Annotated in this window: 6 protein-coding genes; 3 read left to right on the top strand and 3 right to left on the bottom strand. The window is 41.8% G+C overall.

Features of this window, described 5'->3' with window-relative positions:
• Window positions 1-154: 154 nt before the first annotated feature.
• Window positions 155-8593 (bottom strand): T9SS type B sorting domain-containing protein, encoded by an 8439-nt coding sequence (locus tag BUA60_RS11555; RefSeq protein WP_072861933.1) that lies wholly within the window; start codon window positions 8591-8593, stop codon window positions 155-157.
• Window positions 8594-8727: 134 nt separating this feature from the next.
• Between BUA60_RS11555 and BUA60_RS11560 the strand changes: the two genes are divergently transcribed.
• Window positions 8728-9849 carry a PQQ-dependent sugar dehydrogenase gene (locus BUA60_RS11560; RefSeq protein WP_072861934.1) on the top strand — a complete coding sequence of 374 codons (1122 nt, stop codon included), beginning with the start codon at window positions 8728-8730 and terminating at the stop codon, window positions 9847-9849.
• Between the two features lie 37 nt (window positions 9850-9886).
• Entirely contained in the window at window positions 9887-10291 is a 405-nt protein-coding gene (locus tag BUA60_RS11565; protein WP_072861935.1) for a c-type cytochrome, read from the top strand.
• Window position 10292: 1 nt separating this feature from the next.
• Here BUA60_RS11565 and BUA60_RS11570 read toward each other — a convergent pair whose 3' ends face one another.
• Window positions 10293-11108: an N-acetylmuramic acid 6-phosphate etherase gene (locus BUA60_RS11570; RefSeq protein WP_072861936.1), complete on the bottom strand. Its 816-nt coding sequence runs from the start codon at window positions 11106-11108 to the stop codon at window positions 10293-10295.
• Between the two features lie 289 nt (window positions 11109-11397).
• A complete protein-coding gene (locus tag BUA60_RS11575; protein ID WP_072861937.1) occupies window positions 11398-12147 on the bottom strand; it encodes a DeoR/GlpR family DNA-binding transcription regulator in 750 nt (249 codons plus the stop codon).
• Between the two features lie 258 nt (window positions 12148-12405).
• On the opposite strand from BUA60_RS11575, the gene BUA60_RS11580 reads away from it, so the two are divergent.
• Window positions 12406-15315, top strand: coding sequence for a SusC/RagA family TonB-linked outer membrane protein (locus tag BUA60_RS11580; protein WP_072862073.1), 2910 nt, complete (start codon window positions 12406-12408; stop codon window positions 15313-15315).
• Window positions 15316-15325 lie beyond the last annotated feature (10 nt).

Raw genomic sequence — 15325 nt, forward strand, 5'->3', positions numbered from 1 at the left:
TTAATAGAACTGAATATTTTAATTGGGAATTCAATCCTATTTTTTCGGACTGCAAATATAGTATAATCCTTCGAAATAAAAAGTTCTGGTACATAAAAAAGGACACTAATCTATTTAGTGCCCTTTTTATGGAAAAATACAGGTAATAATTCTGTTATCTATATAAGGTAAAATGCCCCATAAACTGCTGTTTATCCTCGTCGTTGGCGTTAACTTCATACCAATAATCCCCGGAAGGCACAGCCTTACCATCGTAATTACCGTCCCAGCCGGATACTTGGTCCAAAATTGCCACTACCCTACCATATCTATCATAGATCTTAACTTCTATATTGGGGAAATAATCCCTGTTTCCAGGGAACCATTCATCATTCATGTTATCCCCATTTGGAGTAAAGAAATTAGGTATTACCAACATACCCGTAAATTTGAACGGAATGGTAATGGTGGCCTCGCAACCCATACGATCCACTACCCTAACCGTTACATTGGCATCCTGGTTGGATAAATACACATTCACTGCGCCATAAGAATCCCCTTGGAAGAAATATTCATAATCCCCGAAGCCTCCCGTAGCCGTTGCCGTTACCTCATTGGGACCAGTTTTTATCGCAGTCAAAGTCAATGGTTCGTATGCATCCACTGTAAAGTCTACCGAAGTGGCACATCCATTTTCATGATAGATATAAACAGTATGATCACCTGCCGCCAAATCTCCAAAAACAGTCTGGGTATTGGCCAAAGTCATATCATCCACATCCAAGGAAAATAGTAGCCTTGACATTAGGCTTGTATCCGTCATGCGAATAGTAACGGTACTGTTCGGAAAAATTCCCTCACATCCATATTCAACAATTGGCTCGGCACTTAGATCAACTCCAATCATGATCGGGACAACTGCATTTGTCTCACAACCCATAGAATCGCGGATGAACACTACATAGGTTTCACCGCCCATTAGGTTATCGAAAAACAAGGCATCGTTTCTCACAAAAACTTCGTCACCCACTGAATTAGGTCCTATGATCTTGGTTTCATAATATTCCACACCACTTAATATATCCACAAATGGCGTTCCACCCATCATGGTCAGCTGTGCCGAACCGTCGGAAGCCATAATACAGGTTTCCGGGGTGGTATCCACGTTGGCCACTACCAATTCTTCGGGCTCCGTAATGGTCACTTCCTGCAAAATATTACAACCCAACTCGTCCTGAACTATTATTTCATAGGTACCGGGTGGTAAATCCGTAAAAGTGAAAGAATTTGGATTTGAAGGATCTTCCCCTTCAAAGAATTCACTTAAGGTATCGGATATGGAGAAACGAATTTTTCCGGTTCCACCACTGGCTTCTATAATGACCTGACCGTCTACATCACCATAACAACTAACAGGTACCATTTCCAAACGATCCAATATCAATGGATCCTTTGGGGTTATCAGAATTTCCCCGGAAATGGCAGTACATCCCAGACTAGTAGCATAAACATAATACGATCCCGGTGGCAAATCCCTAAATATACCAGAGCTTTGAGGTCCCCTCACTATATCAGTAGCAACAGGAAGCCTAGGAACACCAGGTGTTCCACTATCCAAAATATTGTTTACCAGGGTATAAATATAATTTCCTACCCCACCGAAGGCTTCAGATCGCACTATACCTGTTGGTTGACCTGCACATTTAATATTGGCATCTACAAGATCCAGGGCTATCACCAAGGGTAAAGCTGGATCAAGATTAATTTCATTCGACTTCTGTTCCGGACAACCATTGCCATTTTGAACATCAAATTGATAGGGTCCTGGATTAAGGTTTACATTGGGTATAATAATCTCGACCGTAATTACACCAATTCCACCAAATGAAACAAATGGATCCGTGGTACCAGATCTGCGATAGAAATACTCCATCCCAGGTATAGGGTTAACAATAGTGAGTTCCATACGTCCTTCGTCCCCACAACCAGGTGCCAAGGTTTCCAACAAATCGGCATCGACAGGAAGTGGATCTTGTATGAAAATTGGCAATGTGGTAAAACTACATCCCCAACCATCATAGACCACTATGGTATAATTTCCGGTGGGCAGGTTAGGGAAGACAGGAGATTCCTGTAAACCACTGGTATTTAAAATATTACCAGAGGTATCCAACCTATTCAACTGGAACAGATACTCTTCCCCATCCCCATTAATATCTTCTCCTCCACTTATGTTATAAGCTTCAATTATTCCATCATTTGATCCAGGACATAGCAAAGGCTGTACAATTCTAATATCGGCGGCAATCGGCACTGGCGGACTTATAATAAAATCCTCCATCACCACACAACCTCCAGAGTCACGGATGCCTACACGATACGTACCGCTTGTTAAATCACTAAATACATTATTAGCAGAAAAGGAAGCAATCATAAGATATAACCCTGGAGCAGTTTCCATTTCCAATTGATACTCGTAACCTCCCCAGCCACCATCACCTGAGACCGTTATTTCACCCCTACCTGGGATAAAACAGGTAACATCCGCGGTTTGAGCCGGTGTAGGATCTAATGGTCTATCCGGTCCGTGTACCGTTGTTGTATTACTAACGGTATCACAAAATGGACTATCAACTGCCTCTACACGTACCAATAAGTTTCCTGCAGGCACCCCTGTAATTATTTCAGGGCTGTTAATCGGATTGGCCGTATCAAAACTTCCGGTAACTCCTGTGCTGGTCTCAACACCGGCGGCATCACGGGAAAATACTTCATAGTTATAAACACCTGTATAATTATTGAGTTGAATACTAATTTCCCCATCAGATCCGTTAAAACAAGTCACTGGTTTCACCTCATTAATAACAGCCTCTATTAGGTTGTAATCAGGTACATTATACGTAGGAGTAACAAACAAACAGCCACCATTGGCAATATCCCTTACAGCAAAAATATAGTCTCCTGGCGTATCCAAGTCCCAAATAAGCCTATCCGACCCACCGGTTAAACGTTCAGGCTGGGATCCTAAAGGCAATATTTCAACACCATAGTCTCCAGGACCCTGATCTATAATAATCTCAACGGTACTGGCCATTACACCAGATCCCGAAGCATCGCAGGTAATAGGGGTAAGTTCGTTAAAACTAAAGGTTAGTCCGGAGGGAGGAGCCAAATTTACCGTATCGGTAATTTCGCAACCATTATTATCCCTTATGGTAACAATTATGGTTTGAGGTCCTCCATTATCAATAATTTCAAAAGTATTGCTACTCTGAAAATTAGTTCCATCAAATACTGGGGTACCATCATTGATGCTATAAGTATATGGTCCTGTTCCCGTTAGGTTACCCGTACCATCTCCATTGTCATCCGCATAAGCCGTAATTATTGTGGTATTAAAGGTATTGCTGGAAGGATTACAGGTAAATGGAGGAGCTGAAGCCGCCCCCATTAAAGCCGTGGGCTCTAAAATATTTGCAGGTACACGTGGTGATGTACACCCTCTACTGGACACTACCTCAACCTCATAGTTGTCGGCGGTTAAATTATCGAAAATGGCATCGGCCTGGCTCGTTACCAAAACACCGCCACTATCATACAAATTATAAACAAAAGGTCCGTCCGTAGCGGATGCCGCTACCAAATCCACCGAAATACTACCATCAGCACTTCCGAAACACGAAATATCTTCGGTCAACACAGTATCTATAATTGGTTGATCTACCGTAATTATTTCCACAACCGCAGTATCCTCACATAATGGAGAAGTATTGGAACTTCTATCCGTAACGGTTATAGTATAATTCCCAGGAGGTAAGGCGGTAAACACTGGATCGTCCGATTGATTTACAACAAAACCTGCCCCATCGTCCAAAACATAATCAAAATCCCCGCTACCTCCTGAAGTCACAACGGTAATAGAACCATCTGCATTGTTACAGGAAGGCTCCGCCGTTGCACTGGCCGTTATGGAAAAGAAATCAAACACCTCAAAAGTATTGGTAGCAGTACATCCGTTACCATCCCTTACCGTCATAGTATAAGTACCTGGATTGGGAACCGTAAAAAATGGACTATCCTGAAATCCACTACCCATATCGTATTGAAAAGTCGTCTCCGGCGCGGGTCCACTATTTACCGGGCTCGTAACCTCCACATTATAGGAGGCCACCACAAAACATTGATTGGTAACATCAATGGTTGGTGCTGCAACTCCCGGATCCTCCAAAATGGTCACCGTCGTGAAAGAACTACAACCACTGGCATCCTGAACATATACATCATAATCTCCAGGAGCCAAATCATAGTCAGTTGTACCCGAATATGCCCCTACTGCCGTTGTGGTGGGCACCACATCGTATTGGTATGGTCCCGTTCCTCCTACCCCACGTATCACCAAATGTCCAAAAGGATCATTACAATTGGCATTGGTATTACTATCAACGTTAATTGTGGGTATATCTTGGGCTATAATTGCCTGTGCGCTGGTAGTACAACCGGAAGACACATCCTCTACCAAAACACGGTAGTTGCCAGGAGGCAAGTTGGTTATTTGCCCTGCATAAGGAGTACCCGGAACGTAAGCTGGTACGGTAATAGTTGTTGCTGGTGCCACAATTGCGCCTGTAGTAACATTGATTACTGTAATTTCCAACTGTGTGCCAGTATATTCCTCAACTTCATAATTGAATATACCGTTTCCTGAAACGTCACAGGAGGCCGAAGTCGCAGAAGCTGTTGCAACAAAACTAGGCATCGGACCACTTATAGGAGGAATTTCCTGCTGATAAATACAGCCGGTAATCAAATCTCTTACCTCAACCGTATAGGCCACTCCATAAATAATACCGTTAGCTGCATAACTAAAAGTATGGGAATTGGGTCCTGGAACCAAGGCATAAAAACTGGCCTCACCAACTAATCTAATCTCATAAGATCCAGATCCGCCTGCAACATTAACTGTATAAGTAAAGCCATCCCCAGCAGGATCACAAGTTGCTGGCAATGGTGGTGGCACTGGGGTTATGGTTACACCTGTGTGCCCCAAGGTGACTGCGTCCCTATCTTCACAACCAGATGCATCCCTTGTAATTACGGTATATTCCCCTTCTGGTAAATTGGTAAAACTATGAGTGTCACTTGCCGTATTTACAACTGAACCTACAACGTTTCCGTTTACATCCAATAAAGTATAGGTATAAGGAGCTACTCCATTGATATTACCAGTAACGTCGATGCTTCCCGTAACCACTCCCGCGGCGCAGGTAGCATCATTTGGCACTACTGTGGCATCAACTCCGGGATCTGGACCTCCTACCGTAAAATCGACATCTATAAAACACCCCCTACTATCCCTAACATAATAGGTATAATTTCCAGGGGAAAGATTTCCGTATACGGCCTGACTTGTATAGGTAGAACCATCTGTACTATATTCATATGGTGCCACCCCTACCGTGGTATCAGGTATCAAGCGGACTACCCCAGTATTGGGATCGTCACAACGGGGGTTCGTAACATCTGCCGATGCTGCTATTACATCCGTAGGGCTTATGGTAACCACATTGGTTTCCACCACACATCCATTACCGTCAGTAATTTGGAACTGGTAGGTACCAGGACTTGGGGTTGTATATACAAAACTACTTCCTGAAATTGGGGTTGTTAGACCATATCCCCCTCCGTTAATATTTACTGCATAATTGGCATAGGGTGGATTACCATTACCAATATTTACCCTAATATCCGCATCACCTGCACCGGGTACAAGGCTACAGGTAAGTTCCTTTTGAATACTCACGGTAGAGGTAGTCTGTGGCCTAATATTCCTAACAACATCATCCATACAGTTATTTCCATCCCTTACCTGAACGGTATGGTTGCCAGGGGTAAGACCACCAAAACTTGCACTGGCACCACCAGCTACCCAAGGTCCATTGTCTATGCGGTACTCGTAGTTTCCATCTCCACCACTGGCGTTGACCACCATGGTTGTGGCATTGGAACTATCGAAACAAAAATCTGAAGCGGCTGTATCCAAAACCAAAGTAGGTGCCGTTAGAGAAGTAAAAGTATAACTTGCAGATGCCGTACAACCACCACCATCTTCCACGCTAATAGTGTAAGGTCCAGAGTCATCGGTTAAACCTGTAAAATTGGGATTGCTCCTTGGACCAACACTAGTACCGTTTGGTCTTGTTAGGGTATATTGAAATCCGCCCCATCCACCGGAAGCATTTCCATTAACCGCACCCCTATTGTTGTTCTGGCAACTCATATCTGTCCATATTGGAGATATGGCCAAGGGAGCTGTTGGTTCTGCAATAGTAAGGGTCGCCGTATCAACGCAATTGGTATCCTCATCTGTAACCGTTATGGTATAGGAACCGGCACTTAGTCCGCTTACAGAAACAATATTGGAGGTCTGCCCCGTTACTACAGGATTTGCATCTATTTGATACCTATAAGTACCATTAAATCCGTCCACTATAAATCGGCCTGCCCCATCACTATCCCCAAAACAGGTTACATTGGTCAGCAATTGACTGGCAACCCCAATAGAACTAATATCGGTTATGGCAAAACTTTCTGTATAATTACAACCCGCAGAATCGGTCACTCTAAAGGTATAACTGCCTAAGCCCAATCCTGTGAAAGTATTGGACCCTCCATTATTTACACTGGTTGGGGCAATAATTTCATAAGTACTTATGGCCGCACCTCCTGTTACCGCTAAGGAAACGGATGCCGTACCTGTAGCACAATCTATACTGGATACTGTAAAATCGATATCCGTAGGTTTATTCAACGGACTAAAAACTATGGCAGGCAAGGTAGAAACACAGCCATTGGCATCACGTATCTGTGGGGAATAGGTCCCTGCGGAAATACCATTAAAGACGGTGTTGTTCAAAATGAAGCCAGACCCAATACTATATTCATATGGACCTACACCTCCACTGACCCCAGAAAAAGTAATCTGGCCACCACTTTCATTTAAACAAGTTGGGGTTTGGGTAGCATTGGCATTACCTAAAATCGTAGAAGGAGTTCCTATGGTTCTACTAACCGCTGGAGTAGTACATGAAAAAGTATCTTGTTGATACCTTATTACTACATTATAATTTCCTGGTGCCAGATTGGAGAAAACATTACTATTTTGGAAGGTTCCACCATTATTAATACTGTATTCTAGATTATACCCATTACTATTGGTAACATTTACGGTAATACTTCCGTTGTTGGAGCCTCCGCAATTGGCATCTACAGAACTGATATTGTAGACAGGGGGCGGAATGTTCTCAACATCTACCGCCGCATTTTTGGTACATCCATTGGCATCCCTTACCACTATATTATAGGTACCTGGACTACTTACCGTATGTGTAGTGGAAGTTGCGAAACTTCCCCCGAAGGCTCCTCCATTTACGCTATACTGATATGGCCCCGTACCACCGCTAGCATCTATGGTGATATCCACAGATGTGGCACCGCAGCCAAAACTGTCGGTCGCAAATGCAGTAGCATCAACAGGAACAAGTCCAGCACCTATTGTAATTGGATTTCCATTAATAGTACTAATTGTTTGAGTACAACTACTGCCCGCCTGAACTGATACGGAATAGGTACCGGCACCTAAATTATTAAAGGTATGTGTATTGGACCCATTAGGTCCAAAGGTGTTCATGGTAACACCGTTTCTAATTAACCTATAGCTATAAAATCCCGGTACACCCGAAATGTTGATGCTTATACTACCCTTATCACCACTACAGATAATGTCTACCTTAGAAACCGCCACCGTCATATCCACCTCGCTTATGGTTACGGTTTGCGAAGGAAAAACACATGCACTGGGCGAAGCGTTCTTTAAACGTGTATACACCTGATAATTCCCTGGTGTGAAGATATCGAAATACGGATTGTCCTGATAGGGACCTGCAGCAGAATTAAGACTGTATTCGTAGCCAGCAGGTACATTGGTTACCTCTACCCTTCCTGGATTACCACAAATAATGTTTTGGGTACTAAGTTGGGGATTCAAGGGGTTGGAGGAAACCCTGAAATAATAAAAAGCACCAGAGCCTACCCTAACGCGATATTCCCCTGCAACGGAGGGATCACTGGCATCAAGGAAATAAGTTGGACTTGTTACTGCTGGTCCATAACAACTATTATCCTTTACCGGACAGGTGTCTGTTCCCACAAAAACACAGCTTGATGAAAGCTTTTGCCAAGTTATGGTGCCGGATCCGCTAACGGAAATAGTTCTATCATCGCCCGTACCACACAGGAAAAATTTTGCCAGGGTACTCCCGTCATTGGTACAGGTTACCTCTTCATTGGCCCCGTTGATGATTGTTGCAAACATCATTGGACTGGAGGTAACATCTATTTGGACCTCTTCGTTGGGATTGGTGTATGAACTCTCCAGAGAACTATTCTCTAAGGGTTGTTCAACAGCAATTCTCGTCGAATTAATATTTTCGACCGCGGAAGAAACATCCGCAATAAGCTCATAAACTATTGAGTTTGCCTTCGTTGCACTAAACACAACGCTCAGTGCTAGCAGAAGTAGGGCATAATAAATATGCCGTGGTTTTTTCGGGAGCATAGGTTAAGTAGGTTTTACAAAATATAATCGGACTTGGGGAGGTCTAAGTATATTTTTAGTGTAATAGTTTTGCTTATATTTTATATTTATCTTTAGCGTTCTAAGCTACATTATTAATTATTTAACGTTGAATTATGAAAAATAGTATCCTAATTATATTCATCGCCTTTGCTTCATTAAACATATCTTGCGCACAACAAACTGAAAATGAAGTAAATAACGTAGAAAACCCACCGTTCACTGCCGAGCTAATAATCGATGAACTACAAATACCATGGGGATTTACCTTTCTTCCAGATGGCAGTATGCTCATTACGGAAAAGACAGGTCAATTGATCCATTACAAGGATGGTAAAAAAAATATGGTGGATAATGTCCCTGCGGTATATGTTAGGGGCCAAGGAGGGCTTTTGGATGTTGTTCTACATCCCGATTATGCCAATAACAGATGGATCTATATATCCTACGCCTCCGAAGAAGGTGATGATAAAGGTGGAAATACTGCCATTATCAGGGCAAAGTTGAATAACAATAGCCTTACCGATATCCAATTATTATACAAGGGTACCCCCAACACCACCAAAGGTCAGCATTTTGGCTCTAGAATCGCCTTTGATGATAACGGTTATCTTTTCTTTTCCATTGGAGATCGTGGAGACCGTGACGTTAATCCTCAGGATATTACCAAGGATGGCGGCAAAATATATCGTTTAAACGCGGATGGGAGTATCCCCTCAGACAATCCTTTTGTAAATACTGAAGGTGCTAAAACAGCTATATACAGTTATGGCCATAGAAATCCCCAAGGTCTGGTAAAAAACCCTATGACAGGCGAAATCTGGGATAACGAACACGGCCCACAAGGTGGCGACGAAATCAATATTATTGAAAAAGGCAAAAATTATGGATGGCCGGTAATTACCTATGGTATCAACTATAGCGGCACCCCCATTACGGACAAAACCGAAATGGAAGGCATGGAACAACCAATACATTATTGGGTACCATCCATAGCTCCAAGTGGAATGGCTTTTGTAACATCTGACAAATACCCGGAATGGAAGGGTAATTTATTAATAGGCTCCCTGAAATTTCAATATTTGGAAAGACTGGAATTAAAGGGCAACAAGGTTGTTTACAGAGAAAAACTTATGCCCGACATGGGACGTGTTCGAGATGTAAGACAAGCACCGGACGGTTTTATATATGTGGCCGTGGAAGGCAAGGGAATTTATAAACTGGTACCCAAAAAATAATACTACGTGCATTACGTATCATCTTAAAGAATAACATATGAAGCTCTTGCTTTTAACTTATATTTTAACCATTTCATTATTGTCCTATTTATTGTTCCAAGATAAAGAATTGGAAGAGAGTATCAATAGAGGTGCGGAGATTTATTCGGACTTCTGTATAAACTGCCATATGGCGAATGGGGAGGGCGTTGAGAAAACGTTCCCTCCATTGGCAAAGTCAGATTTTTTATTGAACAAAAGAGAAGAAAGCATAAGAGGTGTAAAATACGGCCAACAAGGCTATATATTGGTCAACGGGGTAGCCTATAACAACATTATGCCCCCAATGGGATTGGAAGATGAGGAAATTGCAGATGTAATGAACTATATCCTAAACTCCTGGGGGAATAAAAGCGACAGCATAGTAACCCCCGAAGAGGTTTCTATGAATGTCAACAAATAGTCTAACCTTTGCTGGCGTCTATAGCATTCTTAACAGAACCGTATTTCTTTAATAATTTTTCGGCCTCGGCATAATCTATCTTCAATTCCTCTACCAAATATCGGGTTCCACGATCCACCAACTTTTCATTGGTAAGCTGCATATTTACCATCTTATTCCCTTTTACCCTCCCAATTCTGATCATTAAGGCAGTGGAAATCATATTGAGCACCAACTTTTGCGATGTTCCACTTTTCATACGTGTACTTCCCGTAAGAAATTCCGGCCCCACATTTACTGCGATGGGAATCTCCACAGCCTGGGTCAATGGAGAACCTGGATTATTGGTGATACATGCGGTGAGCAATCCTCGGGCTGCCGCCTCCTTTACCCCACCAATAACATATGGCGTGGTACCTGACGCCGCTATCCCTACCACGGTATCGTTCTTTGTTATATCAAATGCCTCCAAATCCTTCCATGCCTGAACGGTATCATCCTCGGCATTTTCAACTGCCTTTCTAATTGCAACATCCCCTCCGGCGATAAGTCCTATAACATGATCATGGGACAACCCAAAAGTTGGAGGGATTTCCGAAGCATCCAAAATACCCAATCGGCCGCTGGTTCCTGCGCCTATATAAAATAGTCTACCCCCTCTGTCAAATCTTTCTTTAAGGGCATCTACCAATTTGGTCACCTCCGGTATCACCAATGCTACTGCATCAGCAATCAATTTATCCTCCTTATTCATATTGGTAAGGATTGTCTCGGTATCCATCAACTCCAAGTCGTTATATTTGGATGGCAATTCGGTTATCTTTTTATAATCTTGCATATATTATGGTTGGTATTTGATTTTAATAGTTCTTTATATAAGTTTCAAAAATTGGAGTTCACTAAAAGGAATTGGTTAATTACATAAGTCTATATAGCGCGTCTTTACCTTTAATATTCTTGGAAATAATGTATAGATTAAACTTACCTCTTCTTCATAAATCAAAGAATACTTTTAAAATTAGGGCAAACTTAGGAAATTTTAGTTTTTTGCATTGTCCAAAACCATCAGTGGTTATTAAAAAGTATAGCCCATAAAAAAAATCTACTTCAATAATAAATAAATAGTGCTATAGTAATTTTACTTTGGCATCCCTAAAATCCCTTAATTTATCGTCCTCTGGTTCCAGTTCGGTAATTAATACATCTATAGTGTCCAAATCACATATTTTAAATCGTTGTGTAGAATTTAATTTCTCGGAAATTGACGGGGCCACAATTTTTTTAGAGGCATTTATCATAGCCTTTTTTATTTGAACAATATCCCAGTCGAAGTCGGTTACGCCATTTTTTACATCGATGGAATTGATTCCCAAAAAACAGATATCAACCTTAATATCATTCAACATGTTTATTGCACAGCCTCCAATCGCAATTTGGGAATCCCTGGATAATTTTCCTCCTACCAATATCACTTCCACATCCGATTTGGCCATCAATTGTACGGCAACTGGTAAACTGGGGGTAAAACAGGTAATTTTTAAATGGGGTGGAATCATTCTCGCAATTTCCATATTGGTCGTTCCACCACTTAGTAGTACCACCTGTCCACTCTTTAATAAGGTTATTGCCTTTTTGGCAATCCGTGACTTATTCTCAAGAGCATATATCTCATGGTTTTCAACATGGTAATTATTAAATCCCAATGAGATGGCCCCGCCATGTACCTTCTTTAATTTTTTGGCAGCACTTAGCTCTTTGATATCACGGCGTATGGTATCTACCGAAACACTCAAAAGTTCGGCAATATCTGTAAACAAAACCCTATTATGAATCCTAACCTCGTTTAAGATTACTTGTTGTCTCTCTGCTTTTAACATAAAATTATCACATTAACAGAATGTAGTCAATATTAGCAAAATACTGCAAACAAACCTCATGTAGTTGATTATTTCAATAATTATTGCAATATATTGCAAATAATTGCAAAAGTTGCTGTTTTTTGCATATTTTTGAAAATATCAATTATACTATTTCTAATTTAATTTACTAAAAATTAACTCTAAAAGCCGATGAAAAAATTTCAAACAATTAGAGGAAAGTTACCCAGCCATTTATTCCTTTGGCTACTCCTGGTAATGAGTACAAACGTATTTGGGCAACAATCCCCAATTACAATCAGTGGAAACATTACTGAAAGCGGTTCAGGGATACCAATAGCCGGGGCTTCCGTATTTATTGCCAATACCTCTTTCGGTGCAGTTTCGGATTTCGATGGAAACTACAGTTTCAAGGCTACCCTTGAAAACGGGAACTATGTTCTCACCGCTAGCTATCTAGGATTTAGTACTCAAAAAATATCCTTCACTGCCTCGGGCGGAGATATCACACAGGGTATTGTTTTGGCAGAAGACCTTTTAAGCTTGGACGAGGTAGTAGTTACCGGAACGGGAACCGGAGCCAACAAAAGGTCATTAGGAAATGCCATCTCTTCAGTAAAGTCTGAAGAATTGACCAATAATGGCGCTACCCAAGTAGACCAAGCTATTGCCGGAAAAGTTTCCGGTGCCTTGGTGCAACAAAACTCAGGTGATCCGGCGGGTGGTATCAGTATAAGGCTTAGAGGTCCTAGCACCATTGCAGGTAGTTCCGACCCATTATATATTGTAGACGGAATCATTATTAGCAACTCCAGTAACGAGCTAATAGATCTGGGCGGTAACTCCCAAAACAGACTGGCCGACTTAAACCCAAACGATATTGAAAAAATAGAAATTATCAAGGGTGCGGCAGCAGCAGCTATCTATGGTTCAAGAGCCAGTAACGGGGTAGTCCAAATTTTTACCAAAAAAGGAAAGAGCGGTGAACCAAAGTTTACCTTTATGACGAATGCCAAGCTTAACGAGCTTAGAAAAAAAATCGACTATAATACGGTTCCCCTAGCCTGGGAAGTAGCCACAGACAGAAACAATTTGGCCACAGTTGCAGTAGAACGATATGATTTGCAAGATGTTATTTTCGATACTGGTTTCGGTTTGGAAAATTACTTTTCGGTAAACGGAGGCAATGAGAAAACCTCCTATTTTCTTTCTGCCTCACATTTGGATAATGAGGGAATAGTAAAGAATACCGACTTTAAACGCTACGGATTTAAGGCCAACATTACCCAGAAGGCATTTGATTGGCTGGACATCACTGGTGGCTTTAACTATGTAAGAAGTATTAGCAACGATGTTCCCAACGGAGGAATCAATTCTGCCTATGGATCCATTACAGGTTTCTTATTCAGTGACAACTCCATAGATCCAACCCCTGATGCATCAGGAGTTTATCCGATAACCTCTCCTGTAGTGGCCAGAACAAACCCATTGGAAGCGGTAGACCGATTTGATTTCGGACAAAAAACCAATCGCTTTATCACTAGTATAGCCTTGGACAGTAAATTTAACGAACACCTTTCCGCAAAATACACCTTGGGGATGGATTATTACAACCAGTCCGCATTTGCCTATATTCCTATCAACAACACCTCAACATTACCCGATGGGTTTGCCAGAAGATCGGATTTAAACAGTTTTCAATACAACAGCGATCTTAATGTAACCTATAGGACCGATATATCCGAAAATGTGAACTCCACTACAACGGCAGGAGGTTCATGGCAATATGAAGAGAGGGACAGAGTAGGCATCAGTGCAACCGGACTTCCACCTGTAGTGGAAACGGCAACAGGAGGTAGTTTGTTGGAGCAAGGCGAGACAAGATCCCAAATATCTTATTGGGGAGCATTTCTACAACAGTCTTTTTCCTTTATGGACAAACTATATATAAACGGAGCGGTAAGAATGGACGGAGCCTCAACCTTTGGCAAGGATGAACGCAATCAACTTTATTTTAAGGCCAGTGCTTCCTATGTCCTATCCGATGAAGATTTCTGGAAAGATGCCTTCTCAGACACTTTTAACTCCTTTAAATTAAGGACCTCATGGGGTCAGGCCGGTAACCTAACAGCATTGGGTGCCTTTGATAGGTTTTCTGTATATACTCCATCCGCTATTGGTGGAGCGGTAAGCCTTATACCCTCTACGGCTCAAGGAAACGAAAACCTTAAACCAGAAAGACAGGATGAAATTGAATTAGGTTTTGATGCCGGTTTTCTTAACAACAGGCTAGGCTTGGAATTCTCATACTACCATCAAAAGGTAACAGATCTATTGCTACCAAGGGTATTGGCCCCATCAACCGGTTTTAGTTCTAGATTCGAAAACGTAGGAAACCTAGAGAATAAAGGTGTAGAAATACTACTTAGGGCTGCGCCCATAAAAAATGAAAACTTTTCATGGGACGTAACTGCCTCCTTCTCCAAAAACAAAAATGAGGTTACCAACGTAGCCGGTGGTGGCCGACTAACACTTGATGGAAGCTTCTCTACCAACTATGTAATTGAAGGTGAACCTTTAGGCGTTTTTTACAGACAATTTTATGCTAGAAACGAAGATGGCAGCATCGCCCTGGACGCCGATGGCTATCCATACAGAGGAACTACAGAGGATGGTGAATCATCCAAAGTATTGGGCGACCCAAATCCAGATTGGTTTGGATCCCTGATCAACGAAGTATCTTATAAGAATTTTTCTTTAAGAGTACAGTTGGACGCGGTTCAAGGTTATGAAGTATTCAACTGGAACCGCAGGTTGCTGGACAATGTATTGTTTGGCGGTGGATATAATGTAGGTCAAGAATTGTTGGGGAACCTTCCTAAAGGTTATGGAGGAGCACAGGCCAATATCTTTGAAGAGTTTGTAGAGGATGGATCTTTTGTTAAGTTAAGGGAGGTAAGCCTAAGCTACAATTTTGCGCCTAAATGGGATTTCATAGACAACGTAGCATTGAGTTTGGTAGGTAGAAACCTGGTTTCATGGGACAATTATTCCGGATGGGACCCAGAAGTAAGTGCCGCAGGTCAAAGTAACGGGGTAAGAGGATTTGATTTTGCTACAGTTCCAATCCCAAAAACCTATCAATTTGGAATAAATGTTAGTTTCTAAACTTAAAAAA

The sequence above is a fragment of the Arenibacter palladensis genome (assembly GCF_900129275.1).
GTDB classification, from domain to species: Bacteria; Bacteroidota; Bacteroidia; order Flavobacteriales; family Flavobacteriaceae; genus Arenibacter; species Arenibacter palladensis.

Coding starts and splice junctions, on each gene's coding strand:
- BUA60_RS11555 (WP_072861933.1), bottom strand. CDS start 8,593: ATGCTCCCGAAAAAACCACGGCATATTTATTATGCCCTACTTCTGCTA.
- BUA60_RS11560 (WP_072861934.1), top strand. CDS start 8,728: ATGAAAAATAGTATCCTAATTATATTCATCGCCTTTGCTTCATTAAAC.
- BUA60_RS11565 (WP_072861935.1), top strand. CDS start 9,887: ATGAAGCTCTTGCTTTTAACTTATATTTTAACCATTTCATTATTGTCC.
- BUA60_RS11570 (WP_072861936.1), bottom strand. CDS start 11,108: ATGCAAGATTATAAAAAGATAACCGAATTGCCATCCAAATATAACGAC.
- BUA60_RS11575 (WP_072861937.1), bottom strand. CDS start 12,147: ATGTTAAAAGCAGAGAGACAACAAGTAATCTTAAACGAGGTTAGGATT.
- BUA60_RS11580 (WP_072862073.1), top strand. CDS start 12,406: ATGAGTACAAACGTATTTGGGCAACAATCCCCAATTACAATCAGTGGA.